The following is a 19,916-nucleotide window of genomic DNA, read 5'->3' as shown; positions in this document are numbered from 1 at the left end:
ATTCGCATTAACGAATTGTTCGATCATGCGTTCGGCTTCACAGGCGGATTCTGCGGAAGGCGCGGCGGGCGAGGGTGAAGAAGGTGGCGCGGCGGACCGAGGTGCTCAGGCGGTGGCTGACCGCGGTCGCGTAGGGGCGGGTGGTCCAGCGGGTGGTGCCCTGCCACCAGGTGCGGGCGCGCTCCAAGCTTTTCGGTTCACCGACTTTGACGGGAAATCTCGCCGTCGGCCCGCCCATGTCGAGTTCGAGGTAGGCGTCCCAGATCCCCCGTCCGAGCGGGTTGGTCTCGGCGGCGAAGCCCCGCGAACCGGTCGCGACGGCTTCCACGTGGCGTTCCCGGCCAGTCCGGCGTTCCCGCCAGACCAGGCGCCGTACGGCTGCCGCCCCCGGCCGCCCGCCCACCATGACCTGCCCTTCGATCCGAAACCTCCGCTCCACCCACTCGGTCCGGGTCAACCGCACCGAAGCGGGCACCCGAACGACATGTCCCCCCACATCCAGGCTCAGGTTGCCGTACGGCCGGGTCAGGTACGGCAACGCCACCACCCCGCCGGTGAATCGCGGCACCGGCCGGGTCGACCGCCGGTCCCGATCGGCGCCGAGCCGGCCGAGGCGGCGGATGCCCTCGCATTCGACGGCGACGAAGACGTCCCAGATGCCGGTCGCCAGGTCGGCCACGTCGATGGTGGCGCTGAACAGGTCGGCGACCCGGGTGACGGGGATCCGGCATTCGGCCCGCTGGGAGCGCTCTTTCAGCAGCAGCCCGACGGATCCCTCAAAACCGGACAGTTTCACGCTGCCGGAGATCTGCAGGCGGTCGCCGGTCCACTCCAGGGCCGTCAGGCGGCGGCGGAGGGGGGCGGCTTGCACGCGCGCGAGCCGTACCAGCCGGTCGGGGTCGGTCAGCGAGGCGAGGCGGGTGTTGTCGGCGGCGCTCAGCCGGGCGCGGACGCCGTCGGTCAGCCATTCCTGGCAGAGGTCGGCCACCTCGACGGCGATCTTCTCGCGCGCGGATTCGTCGGCGGCCAGGAACGGCTCCCCCAGCTGGGCGAGCACATCAAAGGTGAAATGCCGCACCAGCAGGTGATCGCGGAGCGGCCCGGGCGGCACATGCTGGATCATGCGCGCGATCGGGATCCTGGCCATCCGCAACCAGGCGAGCGGCTCCCGGCTGCCCGGCTCCTGCATGAGGCTGGAGCCGTCCTCCCGATCCATCAGGTGGTAGCAGTCGTAGTCGGCGACAATCGAGATCACGTCGGCGTGGCAGTACGCGTGCACCGCGAACTCCATGTCCTCCCCGACCCGCAACGACTCGTCGAAGCGGATGCGATGCCGGTCCAGCATCGTCTTCCGGAAGAGCTTGAAGACGTTCAGGCTGTTGTAGACCGTGCTGCCCTGCAGAGTCACCCGCTCGGCGTTGGCCCGGAACATCGACACCGGAGCCTTCCGCCCGTGGCCGACGACCTTCCCGAGCACGATGTCCGACCCGTTGCGGTCCGCGGTGGCGAGCATCTTCTCCAGGGCGAGCGGCCCCAGATAATCATCGGCATCGCAAAAGAACACATAACGCCCACGGGCCCGGGCCAGCGCGCGATTGCGGGCACTGCCCGGCGTGCCCGTGTGGTCCTGATGGACGACAGTGATCGCGGAATGATGCCGCGCGTACAGCTCCAGCAGCGACCGGGTGTCGTCCGTGGAACCGTCATCCACCACGATGATCTCTTTGCTGACCCGCTGAACCAGCAACGAAGTCAAACAACGATCAAGAAAAGCCCGGCAGTTGTACGCAGGGACGAGCACGCTGACATCAACGGGGTAGTCACTTAGCGCATCCATTGCGTTTCATTATGTAACCCATCGCAGCTCAGCAGGGCCGTCTTGACGATTTCCACACGCGACCAGACCGTGCTGCCCCGCCCGCTCGCTCAGTCCTCCTGGTGGTCCCCCGTCATGCCGTCGATCAGCTCGCGGACGATGTCGATGTGCCCGGCGTGCCGAGCCGTCTCCTCGATCATGTGAATGAGCACCCAGCGCAGGGACACGGTCTGCCCGGACCACGCCTTGCCGAGATCCTCGACGTCGAGTTCGTCGATCACCCGGTCGGAGGCGGCCCGCGCGCGGGCGTAGAACGCGAGGATCTCCGCCGTGCTCTCCCCGGGCTCCACCCGCAGGTCGGCCTCCGGATCGTCATCCACGAACGGAAGCGGCTCGGTCTCCCGGCCGAAGGTCTGGCTGAACCAGCCGTATTCCACCGCCGCCAGGTGTTTGACCAGGCCCAGCAGGCTCGTTCCCGACGGGGTCATCCTGCGGCGCAGGCCCTCGTCGTCGAGCCCGGAGATCTTCCAGTCGATGGCGGCGCGATGCCGGTCAAGGCTGGCGCGCAGGCTTTCCTTCTCACCGCCGGTGGACGGCACGCGTAGGACCATGCGGCAGACCGTAGCAGCGCGGTACGACAGAACTCGCGGTATTTTCTGGCCACGCCAGCGGGGGATGTCGAGAACGTGCCTCCCGTTCCGACCCCCTCTATGAGAGGCCCCGCCGGGGGCCGGCCAACGAGGAGCAACCATGAAGTATCTCCTGCTGATCCACGTCAACCCCGCCGCCCTGGACGCGCTCTCCGAGGAGGAGAGAACCGCCATCTTCGCCGAACACGACGCCTTCACCGCCCTCACCACGGAGTCCGGCGAACTGGTCGGTTTCACCGCCCTCGCCGACCCGTCCAGCACCACCACGGTCCGGGTACGGGACGGCGTCCCCGCCGTGACCGACGGCCCGTACGTGGAGGCCAAGGAGTTCCTGGCGGGTTACTACGTGATCGACTGCGACAAGCCCGAACGCGCGACAGAACTGGCCGCCATGATCCCCGACGCCCGGCTGACCGCGATCGAAGTCCGCCCGGTCATGAACACCGGCGGCACCGAGATGTGACCGGCCGCGAGCCCCTGACACCTTGGTCAGGGGCCGCATCGTCGCGGACATCCCGCCTGCGCATATTTCCGAACATGCCCCCTCTGGCTGGTCAGGCGTGTCTTTCCGGACACGCCTCCCAGGCAGGTCAGGGGCCGCGTTTGTTTCCCGGCACGCCCCCCAGGCAGGTCAGGGCCGCTTCTCCGGACACGCCGCCTCAGGAGACCTCGGACGGCGTCTTCCGCCGGAGCAGCCGCCGGCCCACGATCACCCCCGAAGCCACGAGCAGCGCCGCGACTCCCGCGATCGTGAACCAGAGCCCCATGCTGGACGTCTCGCTCTCTAGCGGCAATCCCAAGGTCTCCAGGCGGTCGGAGTGGGCCGCGCAGACGACCGGCCGGTCGGTGCTCTTGTTCGAGGCGCAGGCCACGACCGTCAGCCGTTGCATTTGCGGGGCCTGCGGTCCCACCTGGGCGATCACGCTGAACTCGGCTTCCTCCCGCGCCGACAGCGACTTGCTCCACTCGATCCGCTTCGCCGAGGCCGTGGCCTCGGGCGTCGTGGAAAGCACCTCGAGCCCCGGCACCGTGGCCTGGAACACCCGCAGGACCGGGGTTTCGGCGTCTCCGGTGTTGCTGATCTTGATCGTGTAGGTGAGCCGGTCGCCCTGGCGCACGCTGGTATGCCCGTTGTCGATGGAGATGTTCAGCGGGAGCGGCGTCTCCTCGGGCTCAGGCGCCACGGACGCGTGAGCCGCGCCCATCCCGGACTGGACCGCGATCAGCGTGACCGCCGCCGCGACGTGAGCGCGGGACATGCGCCTGCGCGGTGCGCCGGCTCTCCGGACACAATTGACCCGAAAGACCATTATTCAATACCTTTGAATAGAAATACTCTCGCACACCGGCCCCGCCGTGCGCGAATGGGACGGGCCAATAATAGGCCGGTGGATGAGAATCCACCGGCCCGGAAGAATGCCTTCGACTTAAAGAGTGTTCGTGACGTAGTTGAGCGTGACGGTGTAGGTATCCGGGCGGACGAACGGAATGGTCATCCGGTAGGCATTGGAGATCGCATCGCCCCCCTCAGCCGACGCCGACGCCTTGCTGGCCACCACGAGCGGCGTGCCGAAGGTCAGCGGCGCGAAGGTTCCGGCCTGGGCCGGGCCGTCGACCTGAAGGAGGTTCGACGGGATGACGTCGGTGTTGCCGACGATCGCCCCGGCGAGGTTGGCGGCGGCCGGAGCGACCGTGACGTTGTAGCCCGCGAAATTGTTGGTGGTCACCTCCATGGTGACCGGAGTCCCGCCGGTGGTGGGCGTCTGACCTGGCGATCCCGTCAGGGTGAACGACGCGGTGAGGTCGGTCAGCGTGATCGAGGAGGAGACCTCGATGTTGGCCGTCGTGTTCCCCGTGTCGGTGTCCGCCAGGGCGGGGGCTACCACCGCCTCCAGCGCTCCCACGGTCAGCGCGCCGGTCAGCGCCAGAGAAAGGCACACAATACGCGCATTCCGCATTGTTGACATATCGATTCTCCTTAGAGTTTTCATCCCAGCCGAGATGATCACCGTACCGAGTGCGGGGCAAACCTTCTTTTATGAAGACGTTGAGACGGCGATATCGGTCATATCGCTACATGGGGAATCTCTGTCATTGTGTGCTGGTGATGTAGTCAAGACTCGCCGAATAATTCCCGGATGAGACGAATGGGATATCGATCTCATAATCGGTGCTCAGCGGGTCGCCGTGGGGTGCCGACGGGGTGGACTGATCGTGTACGGAGACCGGCTCGGTGCTGGAAAGCGGGCTGAAGGGGTTCGTTCCGCTCTTCCGCACTCTCAGCGCCGAGATGGGGATCGTGGCGGCGATACCGGGCGCGGTGAGTTCCGGCGAGGCGGCGCTCACGGCGACGTTGTAGCCGCCGGGGCTGTTGGTGATCACGGTCATGGTCACGGCGTCATCCCCGCGTACGGTCGCGTCCGGGACGCCCATCAGGGTGAAACCGCTGGTGAGGTCGGCCAGCGCGACGCTCAGCGCGATGACGGGGACGGTGCTGACGCAACGGGGGTCGGTGCCTTCGTCCGGGCAGGTGCTCCCCCGGGTGTCCGAGCTGACGGTGTTGACCAGGACGGCGTTCCCGCCGCTGGGGCTGGTGGTGGTGACGCTGTAGGTGATGGTCGCGGTGGCTCCGACAGCTAGATCACCGGTCCAGGTGAGCGTGGGCGCGTTGTAGTCGACCGCGCCGCTGGTGGCCGCCGCGTCGTTGTTGTACGTGGCGTCGTCCAGCACCCCGCCCAGCGGGTCGGTGAAACTGGCCCCGGTATAAGGGGCTTGTCCGGTGTTGGCTACCGTCACCGTGTATTCGACGGTGCCGCCCGCCACGATTGTCCCGACGTCCGCCGTCTTGATGATCGTGAGCGCGGGGACCAGGACCGTGACCGTAGCCGTACACGCGGCCGGGCAGGTGTTGCCGGGCGTGGTGGAGGTCACCGTGTTGGAGATGAACGCGTCACCTGGATAGGGGTCGCGGATGGTGACGGTGTAGGTGATCGTGGCGGCGGCGCCGATGTCCAGGTCTCCCGTCCAGGTCAGGTTGGGACTGGTGTAGTCGACAGCGCCGACGTTGGTGGCCGCGTCGTTGTTGTAGACCGCGTCCTCGAGCACACCCGTGAGCGAGTCGGTGAAAGCCGCCCCTGTGTACGGCGTCTCCCCCGAATTGGTGACCGTCACCGTATAAGCCACGACATCACCCGGCTCAGCCGTCGCCACATCCGCCGTCTTGACGATCGTGAGCTGCGGCACGAGGATCTCGACCGTCGTGACACACGCCGGATCATCACTGCCTTCCGGACAGTTGTTCCCCGCCGTCGTAGAGGTGACCGAACTGGTCAAACTCCCGCTCGCCGGATCGTCGACCGTCACCGATGCCGTCGCGGTCATCGTCTCGCCTGCTCCCAGCGCGCCCGACCACGTCACCAGCCCGTCCTCGTCGAACGTCAAACCCCCCGAACTCGCCACCGCGTCGTTGTTGTAGGTCGCCTTCGCCAACGCCTCCGCCAGCGAGAATGCGAAACTCGCCCCCGAATACGGCACCTCGCCCGAGTTCGTCGCCGTCACCGTGTACCGCACCACACCTGTCGGAATCGCCGTGGTGGTATCCGCCGTACTCGTCAGGGACAGGGTGGAGACCGGCACGGTGCGCGTGCAGCGATGGTCGGAGCCACCAGACGGGCAGTTGCTGCCCGCGCTGGTCGAGGACACCGTGTTGATCAGGCGTTTGTCGCCCGGGTCCGGCGACCGCACGGTCACCGAGTAGGTGATGGTCGACGAGCCGCCGGGGGCGAGCGCGCCAGTCCAGCTGAGGTCGGAACCGGAGGGGGAGACGGCTCCGGTCGTCGCGGCGGCGTCGCCGGTGTAAACGGCGTCGTCCAGCACGCCGGCGAGCGAGTCGGTCAGCGTCGCCGCCGGGTAGGAGGTCTGCCCGGTGTTGGTCACCGTAATCGTGTAGCCCACGGTGCCGCCTGGCGCCGTCGTGGCGGTGTTCGCGTTCTTCACGATGGTCAGCGCGGGCGTCAGGACGGCGACCGTGACCGTGCAGGCCGAATCGGGGCAGTTGTTCCCGACGGCCGTTGAGGAGATCACGTTGATCATGATTTTGTCCCCGGGGTCCGGATTGCGGACCGTGACCGAGTAGTTGATCGTCACCGTCGCGCCGACGGCGATGTCGCCGGTCCAGGTGAGGACCTGACTGGCGAACGAGACGTTCCCGGCGGTCGCGGTGGCGTCGGCGTTGTAGACCGCGTCGTCGAGCACGCCCGCGAGCTGGTCGGTCACGCTGATCCCGGTGTACGGCGTCTCCCCGGTGTTCTGGAGGGTGACCGTGTACGCGACCGTTCCGCCGGGAACCGTCGTCGGCGCGCCGGCGGCCTTGGTGATCGTGAGCGCGGGGATCAGGACCTGCACGCTGGCGGAACACCGCGGATCGGAGTTCCCGGTCGGGCAGTTGCTGCCGGGCGTGTCGGAGATCGAGGCGAGGACGACGTCCCGGTTGCCGTCGTCAGGGTTCTTGACGGTGAAGGAGGAGGACAGCGTGACCGTGGCGCCGACCGCGATGTTGCCCGTCCACACCAGTCCGGTGGGACTGATCGACAAGGTCCCGGAGGTGACCGTCTCGTCCCCGTTGGGGAGGACGTCGTCGAACAGGTCGTCGCCGTTGTAGGAGACGCTGATTCCCGTGTACGGGGTCTGGCCGGTGTTGGTGAACGTGCTGGTGAACTCGATCACTCCGCCTGGCGTGGTGGTCGTGACGTTCGCGTTGTTGTCGATGGTCAGGTCGGAGACGGTGACGGTCTCCGTACAGCGCGGGTCGTCGCCGGCCGCCGGGCAGTTGCTCTGTGGCGACGTCGAGGTGAGCGCGTTGGTCAGGATCCCGTTCCCGCCGGTTTTCACGGTCACCGAGTAGGTGATCGTGACCGACCCGCTGGCCGGGACGTTGCCGGTCCAGGTGAGGTCGGGCGCGGTGTAGCCCACGGTTCCCGCGCCGGCGGCCGCGTCGTTGTTGTAGCCGGCGTCGTCGAGCACGCTGGTCAGCGGGTCGGTGAACGTCGCGCCGAGGTAGGGCGTGGCCGCGGAGTTGGTGACGGTGATCGTGTAGCTGACGACGCCGCCCGGAACTGCCGAGGTCACGTCGGAGGTTTTGCGGAAGGTCAGATCGGTCGCGGTGGCAACGGCGACGGTCACCGTACAGCGGGAATCGGACGATCCCGACGGGCAGTTGCTGCCCGGAGTGGTGGAGACGGCCGTGTTCACGAGGCTCTCGTCACCGAGGTCGGGGTTGTCGACGGTAACGGTGTAGGTAATGGTCGCGACCGCACCGACCGCCAGGTTCCCGCTCCAGGTCAGCGTGGGAGCCGTGTAGCCGACCGTGCCCACGTCCGCGGCGGCGTCGCCGTTGTAGACGGCGTCGTCGAGAATGCCGGACAGGTCGTCGGAGAGGTTGGCGGCGGTGTAGGCGGTCTGCCCGCTGTTGGTGACCTTGAGGGTGTAGGTGATGGTCTCGCCGTCCACCACCGTCTCCTGGTCCGCGGTCTTGACGATGGTGAGCGCCGGTGTGAGGACGGTGACGCTCGCCGAGCAGGCCGGGTTGCCCTGTCCCGGCGGGCAGGTGCTGCCGACCGCGTCGGAGCTGACCGTGTTGAACACCAGCTTGTTGCCGGGATCGGGGTTGCTCACGGTGGCGCTGTAGGTGATGACGGCGGTGCCGCCCACCGGCAGGTCGCCGGTCCAGGTCAGGATCGGGCTGGTGAAGTCGAGGGAGCCGACGGTGGCGCTCGCGTTGCCGTCGTACGTGGCGTCGTCGAGCAGCCCCGACAGGTCGTCCCTGGTCACAGCCCCGATGTACGGCGTCTCCCCCGTGTTCTCCACGGTCACCGTGTAGTTGATGGTCCCTCCGGGAACCTGTGTGGCCGTGTCCGCGGCCTTGCTGATGGTCAACTCTGGCTGCAGGACGTCCAGCCGGGCGGTGCAGCGGGGGTCGGCGCCGCCGCTGGGGCAGTTGTTCCCCGGGGCGGCGGAGACGAGCGTGCCGGTGAGGATCTTGTTCCCCGGGTCCGGATCCTTCACGATGAGGCCGCCGGTGACGGTGACGACGCCGCCGACCGGGAGGTTCCCGACCCAGGTGATGCCGGTGGGCCCCAGGGTGAGCGTGCCCGTGCTGGCGACCTGGTCGCCCAGGGGGGCGGCGTCGTCCAGAACGTCACTGCTCGCGGCGAAGACGCTGATTCCGGTGTACGGCGTCTGCCCGGTGTTGGTGAAGGTGGCGTTGAGCCGTACCACCGAGTCAGGGGTGGCGGTGGGTTCGGCGAAGCTCTGCGTCAGGATCAGCCGGGACAGTCTGACCGTGGTCCGGCAGCGGGTGTCGGTGCTTCCCGCCTGGCAGTTGTTGCCCCGCGCGGTCGAGGTGAGGGTGTTGGTGAGCAGCCCGTTGCCCGGATCCGGAGCGCGGACGGTCACGGTGTAGGTGATGGTCGCGCTGGCTCCGACGGCCAGGTTGCCGGTCCAGGTGAGCGTGGGCGCGTTGTAGTCGACCGTGCCGCTGGTGGCCGCCGCGTCGTTGTTGTACGTGGCGTCGTCCAGCACCCCGGCCAGCGCGTCGGTGAAACTCGCTCCGGTGTAGGGGACCTGTCCGGTGTTGGCGACCGTGACGGTGTATTCGACGGTGCCGCCTTCCGTGACCGTCGAGGTGCCTGCCCTTTTGGTGAGGGTGAGGGCCGGGACCTGAACCGTGACGGAAGCCGTGCACCGGCTGTCGCTGCTCCCGGCCGGGCAGGTGTTGCCGGGCGTGGTGGAGGTCACCGTGTTGGAAATGAACGCATCACCTGGATAGGGGTCGCGGATGGTCACCGTGTAGGTGATGGTCGCGACCGCGCCGATGCCCAGGTCGCCGGTCCAGGTCAGGGTAGGCGCGCTGTAGTCGACTGTGCCGCTGGTGGCCGCCGCGTCGTTGTTGTAGACGGCGTCGGTCAGCACCCCGGTGAGCGAGTCGGTGAAAGCCGCCCCTGTGTACGGCGTCTGCCCCGAGTTGGTGACCGTCACCGTATAAGCCACGACATCACCCGGCTCAGCCGTCGCGGCATCCGCCGTCTTCTCGATCGTCAGCTGCGGAACAAGGATTTCGACCGTCGTGACACAGGCCGGATCGCCGCTACCCGCCGGGCAGTTGTTCCCCGCCGTCGTCGACGTGATCAAACTGGTCAAACTCCCGCTCGCCGGATCGTTGACGGTCACCGAGGCCGTCACGGTCACCGTCGCCCCCACCGCCAGCGCACCCGACCACGTCAGCGACCCGGCGTCGAACGTCAGACCCCCCGAACTCGCCACCGCGTCATTGTTATAGGTCGCCTTCCCCAGCGCCCCCGCCAGCGAGAACGTGAAACCCGCCCCCGAATACGCCACCTCACCCGAGTTCGTCGCCGTCACCGTGTACCGCACCACACCCGTCGGGACCGTGGTGCTGGAATCCACCGCGCTCGTGAGCGTCAGCTGAGGGACGCGCACGGGGACGGTTCTGGTGCAACGCGGGTCAGTGGGGCAATTGCTGCCCGCGCTGGTCACCGTGTTGGTCAGGCTCTTGTCGCCTGGATCCGGGGATCGGACCGTGACCGAGTAGGTGATGATCGCGGACGCGCCCGCCGACAGGTTTCCGTTCCAGCTGAGGACGGGGGCGCTGTAGGAGGCCGTACCCGAGGTGGCGGCGGCGTCGGCGTTGTAGGTCGCGTCGTCGAGCACGCCGGACAGCGGGTCGGAGAAGCTCGCCGCCGGGTAGGCGGCGCCGCCGGTGTTGGTGACCGTGATGGTGTAACCGACGGTGTCACCCGGGGACGCCGTCGCCGGGTTCGACGTCTTCACGATGGTCAGTTCGAGCAGGCCCACGCTCGCCCGGCAGCGGGAGTCGGTGCTGCCGGAGGTGCAGTTGGCCCCGAGCGTGGGCGAGGTGACCGTGTTGGCGAGCGTGCCGTCTCCCCCGGATTTCACCGTCACGGAGTAGGTGATGGTGGCGACCGCGCCCGGGGCGAGGGTGCCCGTCCAGGTCACGTTCGGGTTGTTGTACGCGGCCGAACCCTGCGTGGCGGCCACGTTGGCGTTGTAGGTGGCGTCGTCCAGCACGCCCGTCAGCGGATCGGTGAAGGTCACCCCCGTGAACGTGCTCGGCCCGGTGTTGTTGACCGTGATCGTGTAGTTGACGGTCGCGCCCGCCGCGGCCGCCGTCTTGTCGGCCGTCTTGGTGATGATCAGCGGACCGACCCCGACGACCAGGGTGACCGCCTTGGTGTCGCTCTGGTTGTTGGCATCGGTGACCCTGACCGTGAAGGGGTAACTCCCGGCGGTCGTGGGCGTGCCCGACAGCAATCCCGTCGCCGAGTTCAGCGTCAGGCCGGGCGGCAAGGTGCCCGAACTCACCGACCACGCGAACGGCGCCGTGCCCCCCGAAACGGTCAGCTGATCGTTGTACGGCACGCCCACCTGCCCGCCCGGCGGCGCGGGAAAGTTCAGCGTCGGGCTGGCGACGACGACGAGCGTCACCGCTCTCGTGTCGGTCTGGTTGCCGGAGTCGGTGATCTTGACCGTGAAGGGGTAGCTCCCGGCGGTCGTCGGAGTGCCGGAAAGCAGCCCTGTCGCCGAGTTCAGCGTGAGGCCGGGCGGTAGCGTACCCGAACTCACCGACCACACGAAAGGTGCCGTACCTCCAGAAAAGGTCAACTGGTCGCTGTAGGACACGCCCACCTGCCCGCCCGGCGGCGGGGGAAAGGTCAGCGTCGGATTGGCGTTGGGCGTCACCGCGCCGGAGGGCAGCGAGGCAGGGCCCGGACCGGCCAGGTTCACGGCTGTCACCGTGAAGGTGTACGCGGTTCCGGGGGTCAGGCCGGTGACGGTCTCGGTCGTGGCGGTGCCGGAGAAGGTCCGCGTCGGCTGGGCCACCGCGCCGATGTAGGGCGTGACCACGTACGAGGTGATCGGACTGCTGCCGTTGGCCGGAGCCGTCCAGGTCAGGGTGGCCGAGGAGTCCCCGGCGACGGCGGCGGTGATGGTCGGCCGGCCCGGCACGGTGTAAGGGACGACGGCGTTCGACTGCGCGCTCGCCGTGCTCGTGCCGATGGCGTTGACGGCCGCCACGGTGAAGGTGTAAGAGCCGCCCGCCGTCAGGCCGGTCAGGGTCCGGGTGGTCGTGGAGGCGTCGAAGGACTGCGGTGTCTGCGCGACCCCGCCAAGGTAGGGCGTCACGATGTAGCCGGTGATCGGGCTGCCGTGACTGCTGGGAGCCACCCAGTTCACGGTGGCGCTGGTGACGCCCGCCGTCGCCGTGGGAGCGGCCGGGGTGGCGGGCTTGTCGGTGTAGACGTAGTTCGCGGCTCCCGCGACCCCCCGTGTCACCACCGTCACCGTCACCGTGTCCGCCGAAGCGCGGGCCGGCATCGAGGAGATGTTCAGCGTGCCGTTGGGGTTGACGGTGAAACATCCCGCCGCGGGCCCGGAGGCGCAGGGCAGCAGGGTGACGGGCGTGCCCGCGTGCTGCTCGGCCACGGTGCCGATCTCGATGGCGGTCGCGCCGGTGATGTTGGAGCCGCCGACCGTGACGGCGATCCCGCCCGCGATCGTGCTGGTGGCGGGGGTGACGGTGATGCCGGAAGGGGTTGCCGGAATCGTCCCGGCGGTCGTCGTCTGCGCGATGGCGGGGTTGGCGTCGTTGGAGGATGCGACGGCGATCGAGGAGGACTGGATCAGCGAGGGCGTGACGCTGCTGCCGGTGACGATGCCGACCACGGTGATGGAGGGCAGGGTCGTCCCGGCGGCGAACGGGGTGGAACTGTTGGTACAGGTGATCTTCTGCCCGGACGGGGCCTGGCACGTCCAGCCGCTCCCGAACGCGCCCACCGGCACGACTCCCGTCGGCAGCGTCTCGGTCACCGAGATCGGGGACGTCTCGTTCGCGCCGGAGGCGTCCACCCCGGCGACGACCGTGTAGGTCACCGGGTCGCCCGGCTGCGGGGACGATCCGTTGTAGCTCGTCTGGGCGACGGTGAGCTCGGGGACGGGGTTGAAGCTGACCACCTTGGCGTTGTCGATCTCGTGGAAGTCGGTGAGGGCGCCCGTCGAGGCCACCCAGCCGAACGCGAGCTGGCGGGGAATGCCGGCGGGGGTGGTCCAGTTGGAGGACGGATAGAGGGAGGACGGGACGACGGGGAGAGCGCCGTCCAGCGTCTTGGCGCTCCCGCCTACGGGTGTGAACACCACCTTGTACGTGCCGGAGGCGACGGTGAGGCCCGAGGCGGTGACGATGCTGGACGCGGTCGGGTTGATGACGATCTCGACGGGCACCTGGGAGGTGGCCCGGGTGGTGCCGTGCAGGGCGACCGCCGGGGAGCTGGTGGTGGTCGCGGTGCTGTTGATCGCGCAGTAGCCGACCGTGCCCGCTCCCGGGCCTCGTACGACCACCTGGCCCGGCACCCTGCCGCCCGTTGTGTTGATGTACGCGGGATTGGTGCAACCGCTCCCTTGGTAGACGCTGTTGCTGAAATTTCCGTATACGTCGAAGCCGAAGCCGAGGTAGGCGTTGGCCAGGCCGGGGCCGCCCGCGTACGACGAGTAGCCCAGCGAGCCGCCGCTGCGGCCGATATTGGCCGGGGACAGGGGGTTGGCGGGATCCACTGCCGCGACCACGAACGTGAGCCCGTCGGCGGAGGTGCCGCCGTACTGGTAGGCGTTGAACGTCACGTCCAGGCCCTCCGAGGTCGGCACGCTGATCGCGCCGAAGAGGCCACCCTCCTGGGTCGTCGAGTTGCCGGTGAGGCGGAGCGTGCCCAGCCCGTTCGCGTCGGTGTTGGTCGTGCAGCTGTGCAGGCCGGAACCGTTGTTCCCGGTCGCGGTCAGGCAGGCCGTATTCGTGCCGCTCTGACCTGCGGGCAGGGCGGGCAGCGACACCGGGTCGGCGGCGTTGACCGTGTTGGTCTTGAACGGCTGGTTGAACAGCGTGGTTCCCGCCGCGTACGCGAAGCGGGGCGGCAGGTCGGCAAGGGTCGCGAGCAGACTCACGGTGAGCGCCTGGGCGGCCAGACGGCGGAGGCGATACCTAGGCACGTCTGTCGTCAGTCCCGTTTAGGGCGATCGCGGCGGCGAGCACCCGGGCCCGGTAGCGGCGCCGTACGAACCAGGCGAGCAGGAGCGCGGCCAGCAGGACGGCCAAGCCGATGCCCAGCAGGTGCAGCGGGAGCACGACGATCCGCACCGTGCGGGCGGAACCATCGGCGGACAGGGTGACATGGCAGACGCACATCAGCGGGGGATCCCATTGGGTGGCCACCTCGCGGATCGCGCCGCGCACCACGGTGAAGTCGGGGAACGCCACGGCGGATCCGCCGGCCTGGGCGTGCAGGCGGGAGGAAGAGCGGAAATCCCGGTGTACGGTGCCGACGCTGCGAATCCTCGCGGTGAGGGGCACGGGGCCGCCCAGCACGAACTCCTGCGCCTGGAGTCCCGCGATCTCGACCGAACTGTCGACGGGCCCGGGGACGGTAACGAAGACCGGGGTGGCGATGCCGCGGTTGATTCTGATGTTCGACGCGTCCTGGGCGGCGGGGACTTTGAAGATCAGCGCGAACTGGTGGTCGCCCGGTTCGGGGTCGGGGGGCATCTTGACCCGTACGGTCACCGTCCGGGTCGTGCCCGCGGCCATCCGGAAGTTCGCCGGCTCGACGGTCGCCCAGGCGGCGGCCGCGTAGGGCGCGTTCGGCTGGAAGTTCAGCGCGCCGTTCTCGCCCGCGATGAAGTCGGCCTTCTCGACGGTGATGTCGAACGCCGACCGGCCCTTGTTGGTGAGCTGGAAACGCTGGGCGGTGGTGGTCGTCCCCGCTGGGATGACCAGGCGGGTGGGGCTCACCTGCAGGGAGAAGTTCGGCTGAGGTGGTGTGTGGGCGAGAGCTGGGGCCTCGGCCCAGAGGAGGCACAGTGCGCCGCCCATCGCCAGCCAGCGCCCGGCACATCGAATGGTGCGGTTCAAATTAGACGCTCCAGAGAGTGATCAGCTCTAGAACGTAGCTATTTGATCACCAAGAGGCTTGCTCGGGTGCGGTCGTGGATTCCCTTTGGTGTGTCTCGAAAGGGTATGGGGGCGGGAACTTTTCACTCTAAGGCCGTGGATCGGGCGTGGGGATTCCGCGCCGACTGTGACATCTACCACTAACTGGGTAAATCCACCTGGAAAACGAATTCTCCGCTGATGGATCGCAAACGTTTATTTGGGGGAATAATGGGTGGGTGGAGGATATCTTCGGCGGTTGGTTTGGGAATGGTGCTGCTGTTCTGGGCGCCCATGGCGCATGCCTCTGCGGACGGACCGGACAGCGGGCAGGAATCCTTCTCAACTTCCACAGAGGTCTCGGTACGCGTCCTCCCACCTGGCGGCGCTTCACCCTCGCCAGGCCCTCCACCAACCGGCCGCGATTCGCGTGATTCTTCACCCGACCGCGCCGATTCGACCGCACGCGACCTTTCCCCCACTGGTGACGATTCGACCTCAGACGACCTTTCGCCCGCTGACGGCGACTCGACCTCACGTGACCCTTCGTCCGCAGGTGGCGACCCTGATCGTCGATCACTCGGGGGCGGCGCGTCCCGCCATGATCCAGACTCACCGCACGGCGGTCCTGCTGATTCGCGATCATCTGGATCCGGCCTGCTGCCCTTCACCGGCACACATGGCCTCACGATTCTGATATCAGGCGGAATCTTGATTATCCTGGCAGGATCTCTGCTCACCTTGATCTCGCTACGCCGAAAGCGCATCCACCGCACATGAAGGCGTTAATGGGAACGCCCACGACGGCGTTCCCATTAACCTAGAACGGCCAGCCGGCCGAATTTCCCCGCTCCAGCAGCGGGATGAGCTTGAAGGTCGCGTCCGACATTCCACCGAACTCGTGCCTGTTGGCCATACCCGTGGGCATCGCCGCGTGGCGGTAACCCTGCAGGTTGAAACCGTACATCGGGATGTGCTTCGGAACGGCTTCGGTGACATTGCCGCCGTACCCGCTCATGGTCTGCATGTCGGACAGGATCACGACGCGGTCGTGGCCCTGGTAGGTGCGGCGGATCGACTCGGCGATCTGGGTGCCGTGCCCCACCTCGCCGATCCGACCGCAGAACCTGCCGACTTCCTTGAGCACGGACGCACCCGCGTTGATCTTGTGCAGGAACACGCCGTCGGCGAACCCGCACAGATCCACCCGCTCGCCCCTCGCCGCCAGCGTGACACCGAACAGCGCCGCCGCCTGGACCGGAGTCACCGTCGACCTGGCCGAGATCGTGCCACTGCTCATCGACCCGGACGTGTCCACCAGCACGAGCGTCCGCCCGCCGAACGTCGGCACGTTCTGGGTGGCCAGCGACAGCGCCTTGTCCAGCGCGTGACCCCAGCGCAGCGACGGAGCCGCCTGGTAGGCCGAGTAGAACCGGAACGGCAGCTGCCGCGACCGCGCCACCTCATCCGGGTCGGCCAGCTTCGCGATCACCGCGTCGGCGACCTCGTCGCTGATACCCGCCTCGTCGAAGTTGCGGAGGTTACGCAAGCTGGCCATATACCCCATGGACGGAATGATCGCGGCCCACGCCTCAGCGTCCATCGGGCCCTGCAGCCAGCCCGCCAGCGCCTCCCAGGTGATACCCGCCGCCGCGAGCCGCTCCGGCTCCGCGAGCACCGCCCGCCGCTCCCCCACCGGCAGAGCGAGCAGCTCGGCACGGGCCCGGAGCATGCGCAGCGCCTCCGGAATCGGCTTGTCACGGCCGTGCCGGCGGTCGAGCGCGTGCGCGAACAGCTCACCCTGCCAGCTCACCTTGTCGGCGTGCGGAGCCGGGTGCACCAGATCGACGACGTCACCGAACCGGAAACCCTTGGAGTCGCTGTCGTACTTCGCCAGGTTCCGCTCCGTGTAGAGCCGCCGCACCGCGTCGGCGACGCCGCGCTTTACCGGCTTCGGGATGGTACGGCCATAGCGGGACGTCCAGTAAGCGAGCGCCTCACCCGGCTCGTCCGCCCGCTGAAGCACACCGGCGACCAGCTCCCGGTTACCCCCGTGCAGACCGGCTGCCAGGCGCGCCCGCACCGACTCCAGCGCGGCGACCACCGGCGCGGACCGCATGTTCGCCGTGCCACGCAGCCACGGCAGGAACCGCGACATCCAATCCACGTCCTCCACGGCAACCTGGTGAACCAGCGCGCGGAACCGCTCGTCCCGGGCGCCCGCCTTCTCGTAGAAGGTGTCCTCGCCGACCATGTTCGAAATCGCGAGAAGGAAGAGCTCGCCCTTGGCGTCACGTACGTATCCGGGCGCGCCCTCGTGGGTGAGGCCGCTCGGATTGACTTCCGTGGCGACCGGACTGAACACGGCCGCCTGCGTCTTCCCGGAATTGAACTTTGCCATGAAAGGGCCCCTTCCTTAAAACGGGGAGAGGCCCAATGTTCAGAAGTCGTGCCCGAGATCAAGGCGGCGACGGACACAAAGCGCTCTACCAAACTGAGCTACGTCCGGCGGGAGGGCCGGGCGGTAGGATTTGAACCTACGACCACTCGAATTCGAATCGAAGGAACCGTTGCCTACGCACCGGGCACGCTTCTGAGATTGTGCCTCTCCGAGATCGGAGTGCCAACGGTTGTCTGGGTTCTTCACGCCCCTCGGCCAGACCCGAAATTCGGATCTACCCGAGGGGGCGTGAAGAAGTAACCGTTGACGACGCACCGGAGAGATGCATATGAAGTTGTTCGCTACCGCGACTGTTGCATGGTTCGAGTGCTCCGGCACCGGGTTTCTCTTTGGCAGAAAGAAGCAACCGGAACTTTGCGCCTGAAGCACTTCCTACGTTATCCGGTTCCCTGCGACATCACATCTGAATATTGCGCCGCACTTTGGAGGGGCTGCGACTCCTCACCGGAGCCGCCGGCTCGGTCATACCGCCTTCTGCCACTCGTGGCACCGGTGCGGCCCGGCGTGAACCGCGTCGGATACCGACGACCTGCTCACTCTGTTAGTTAAGAGGCCAGCGAGAAACCGAGTACCACAGCGGCAGAGACGACTACGTGGCCAGGGGCGAAATCTTCTGCTGCGCTGCTGCCGCCTGAGCCATGTCCGCGGTAGCGCTGGTTGCCCAGTGATTCCGGGTCGACATCTTGGATGTGCACGATCTGACCGAGCTGGACACCGGCTGCCTCGGCGTACAACTGTGCCTTGGCCCGGGCGGCTTGAACAGCCGCCCGCCGGGCCTGCGCTCGTAGTTCTGCCTTGGCGCGAACGTCGAAATCGACTTCGTCGACCCGGTTGACTCCCGCGCCCACCACGTCGATCAGCAACTGCTGGAGCCCATCAAGGTTGGCGGTTTCGATCGTGAACGAGGCCACGCATTTGTATCCGAGGAACTTGCGATTCGCGTCGTAGCCCTCCCATGCGCTGGTCAGCCGCAGCCGCGAAGCGGATACTGCCGCGTCGGGGATCTCGTGACTGCGTAGGACCCTGCGCAGTCCGGCCACGTTGGCCTGGCCGGCCTCGAAGGCCGCTGCCGGGGAAGGTTCGATCCGTTCGACGCCCAGCAAGATTCGCACCAGGTCAGGCGCTGCCTTAACGCTTGCCGCTCCGTATGCGCTTACGCCCCAGGGTGCATTGATCTGTAGGTCTTGCCACATCGAAGTCTCCATCGGTGAGGGTTATTGACCCGATCCTGTCCTAGGAAGTCAGCAGAATGTCTCAATTCCACCGATCATCAGCGGACCCGATCGCAGATCCGCCCGGCTCGAGGAGTGGCCTTCGTCCAGGCCTACCCGCAGGCCATGGACCTGTTCGCGACGCGGCAGCGTCTCATCTTCCGCGGCCATCGCGGCGGGGCGGATAACGTCTCCCCGCAGCGGTCGAACGATCTAAGGAATTCACAGGCTTCCAGAAATTAGCTGACCTGCGAAAACATGGCTCGGAAGATCTGGAAACTCGTGATCCAACCAGATCACACGGCATGTCAAACGGGAGTGGAACATAGTCCTTCGAGTCGTCCCGTCCTGCCGCCGAACGTCGTGGAGTGTCCTGCATGCCCGCTGATCCCGCCGCCCGGCGGCTGCCCCTGGTGTTGGCCGTCGTCGTGGTTCTGGCGCTGGCCGTCTCCGGGATATCGCCCCACGACCGGTTCACCTGGATCCTGGAGACCATCTGGGTGATCATCGGGGTGCCGCTGGTGGCGGTGTTGTGGGGGCGATTCCTTCTTACTTCACTGCTGTGCTGCCTGCTCGCCGTACACGCGCTGGTGCTGATCGTGGGCGGCCACTACACCTACGCTGAGGTTCCGTTCGGGTTTTGGCTCCAGGACACGCTGGATCTGTCCCGCAATCCCTACGACCGCCTCGGTCACCTGATGCAGGGCTTCGTCCCCGCCATCCTGGTCCGCGAACTGTTGGTCAGGACATCCCCGCTGCGCAGGGGTGCGTGGCTGAATGTGCTGACCGTCAGCGCCTGCCTGGCTTTCAGCGCCTTCTTCGAGATGCTGGAATGGTGGACGGCAATCGCCGTAGGTGAAGCAGCCGACGCCTTCCTCGCCGTACAAGGCGACCGGTGGGACACCCAGTGGGACATGTTCTGCGCCCTCATCGGCGCGACCGTCTCGATCACACTGTTCAGTCGCCTGCACGACCGACAGATCACCCGCCTGACCACCACCCCACCCCACGAGCCTGCCGTCCCGTAGGCGACTCCACGCCCTCGTCGCGTCCCTTCCGGGATGCAGTCGCCCGGCGTTGTCCATGCCCGCCCAGGGTCGCTGTGAGTACCGCGTTAGCAGGATCGATCTGACGAATAGCTCCAATTCGGTCACGCTAAGTTCTCCAGCACCCAAAAGGATCGGCTCAAATATGAATAGATAGGAGAACATATCCACGAGTTGCATATTGTGACCGATTTATTCCATAAGGTATGGTTCGTATTCATTCAGGCCCGACGCATTCCAGTGTGATGTGATCGCGGTGGGTGATGGTCGTCGGGCGTGAGTGGTTACCAAACGTGCCCGTGGGTTAGGCGGTGGCTGGGTCCGGCGGCATCCAGGGTCTGCCGAGCAGGGCGTCGCGGATCGCGGAGATGACGTCGGTGCCGTGTTTGGCGGCGGTGGACAGGTAGCCGCGGATGGCGTACCGGTTGCCGGTCGCCGTCTCCGATCGAAGCCGCCCGGAGATCTTCTGCTGGGTTTTGGCTGGTCGGACATCGCGTTCGGCCTGGTTGTTCGTCGGAGGAATCCGCAGGTCATGGGCGAAACGCAGGACGTCGTCCTCACGGTCGCGCAGCACTTCCAGCAGCACCCGGCCGACGGGCTGGGTGACGGTTTTGGCGGGTCCGGGGATGCGGGGAACCTCGGACAGGCCGACGCGGACCCCGTGCTTGAACAGCCGGATCAGCTCATCTTTGACGCCTGTGTCGATGGCGTCCTCGCCC

Annotated in this window: 11 protein-coding genes and 1 tRNA gene; 2 read left to right on the top strand and 10 right to left on the bottom strand. The window is 67.1% G+C overall.

The features are described from left to right. Positions 1–37: 37 nt before the first annotated feature. The gene (locus Amac_RS40995; protein WP_155359827.1) at positions 38–1,837 is read right to left on the bottom strand and encodes a glycosyltransferase; all 1,800 of its coding nucleotides are present in this window, start codon (positions 1,835–1,837) and stop codon (positions 38–40) included. Between the two features lie 89 nt (positions 1,838–1,926). Beyond that, positions 1,927–2,427, bottom strand: a complete 501-nt coding sequence (locus tag Amac_RS40990) for a DinB family protein (RefSeq protein WP_155359826.1) — start codon at positions 2,425–2,427, stop codon at positions 1,927–1,929. 139 nt (positions 2,428–2,566) lie between these two features. Here Amac_RS40990 and Amac_RS40985 point away from each other — a divergent pair, with 139 nt between their 5' ends. Then, positions 2,567–2,929, top strand: a complete 363-nt coding sequence (locus Amac_RS40985; RefSeq protein WP_155359825.1) for a YciI family protein — start codon at positions 2,567–2,569, stop codon at positions 2,927–2,929. A gap of 196 nt (positions 2,930–3,125) precedes the next feature. On the opposite strand, the gene Amac_RS40980 is transcribed toward Amac_RS40985, so the two are convergent. The 7 genes from Amac_RS40980 to Amac_RS40950 form a co-directional block, all read right to left on the bottom strand. Beyond that, positions 3,126–3,725: a DUF11 domain-containing protein gene (locus tag Amac_RS40980; RefSeq protein WP_170322917.1), complete on the bottom strand. Its 600-nt coding sequence runs from the start codon at positions 3,723–3,725 to the stop codon at positions 3,126–3,128. A gap of 168 nt (positions 3,726–3,893) precedes the next feature. After that, a complete protein-coding gene (locus tag Amac_RS40975; RefSeq protein WP_218041593.1) occupies positions 3,894–4,406 on the bottom strand; it encodes a hypothetical protein in 513 nt (170 codons plus the stop codon). Between the two features lie 151 nt (positions 4,407–4,557). Further along, entirely contained in the window at positions 4,558–13,542 is an 8,985-nt protein-coding gene (locus Amac_RS40970) for a DUF7927 domain-containing protein (protein ID WP_246269038.1), read from the bottom strand. Then, complete coding sequence (locus tag Amac_RS40965; RefSeq protein ID WP_155359822.1) at positions 13,535–14,461, bottom strand: fimbrial biogenesis chaperone; 927 nt, start codon at positions 14,459–14,461, stop codon at positions 13,535–13,537. Before Amac_RS40965 ends, Amac_RS40970 begins: the two co-directional genes overlap by 8 nt. 838 nt (positions 14,462–15,299) lie before the next feature. Beyond that, complete coding sequence (locus Amac_RS40960; protein ID WP_155359821.1) at positions 15,300–16,880, bottom strand: TROVE domain-containing protein; 1,581 nt, start codon at positions 16,878–16,880, stop codon at positions 15,300–15,302. Between the two features lie 115 nt (positions 16,881–16,995). Beyond that, positions 16,996–17,064, bottom strand: a tRNA-Ser gene (locus tag Amac_RS40955). 421 nt (positions 17,065–17,485) lie between these two features. After that, on the bottom strand, positions 17,486–18,133 hold the full coding sequence (locus tag Amac_RS40950; RefSeq protein ID WP_155359868.1) for an SIMPL domain-containing protein: 648 nt from the start codon (positions 18,131–18,133) through the stop codon (positions 17,486–17,488). 395 nt (positions 18,134–18,528) lie between these two features. Here Amac_RS40950 and Amac_RS40945 point away from each other — a divergent pair, with 395 nt between their 5' ends. Then, entirely contained in the window at positions 18,529–19,179 is a 651-nt protein-coding gene (locus Amac_RS40945; RefSeq protein ID WP_155359820.1) for a DUF2238 domain-containing protein, read from the top strand. A gap of 322 nt (positions 19,180–19,501) precedes the next feature. Here the strand turns inward: Amac_RS40945 and Amac_RS40940 are convergent. Beyond that, positions 19,502–19,916 (bottom strand): IS66 family transposase (locus Amac_RS40940; protein ID WP_155359819.1); only part of this gene is annotated, 415 nt, incomplete at its 5' end.

Source organism: Acrocarpospora macrocephala, from assembly GCF_009687865.1.
GTDB classification, from domain to species: Bacteria; Actinomycetota; Actinomycetes; order Streptosporangiales; family Streptosporangiaceae; genus Acrocarpospora; species Acrocarpospora macrocephala.
Note: the sequence above shows the minus strand (reverse complement) of the source record. Positions and strands in the feature narration are given on the sequence as shown.

What these genes read in the sequence shown, in the direction of transcription:
- Amac_RS40945 (WP_155359820.1), top strand. Translation starts at nt 18,529, where the DNA reads ATGCCCGCTGATCCCGCCGCCCGGCGGCTGCCCCTGGTGTTGGCCGTC.
- Amac_RS40990 (WP_155359826.1), bottom strand. Translation starts at nt 2,427, where the DNA reads ATGGTCCTACGCGTGCCGTCCACCGGCGGTGAGAAGGAAAGCCTGCGC.
- Amac_RS40960 (WP_155359821.1), bottom strand. Translation starts at nt 16,880, where the DNA reads ATGGCAAAGTTCAATTCCGGGAAGACGCAGGCGGCCGTGTTCAGTCCG.
- Amac_RS40980 (WP_170322917.1), bottom strand. Translation starts at nt 3,725, where the DNA reads ATGTCCCGCGCTCACGTCGCGGCGGCGGTCACGCTGATCGCGGTCCAG.
- Amac_RS40985 (WP_155359825.1), top strand. Translation starts at nt 2,567, where the DNA reads ATGAAGTATCTCCTGCTGATCCACGTCAACCCCGCCGCCCTGGACGCG.
- Amac_RS40950 (WP_155359868.1), bottom strand. Translation starts at nt 18,133, where the DNA reads ATGTGGCAAGACCTACAGATCAATGCACCCTGGGGCGTAAGCGCATAC.
- Amac_RS40995 (WP_155359827.1), bottom strand. Translation starts at nt 1,837, where the DNA reads ATGGATGCGCTAAGTGACTACCCCGTTGATGTCAGCGTGCTCGTCCCT.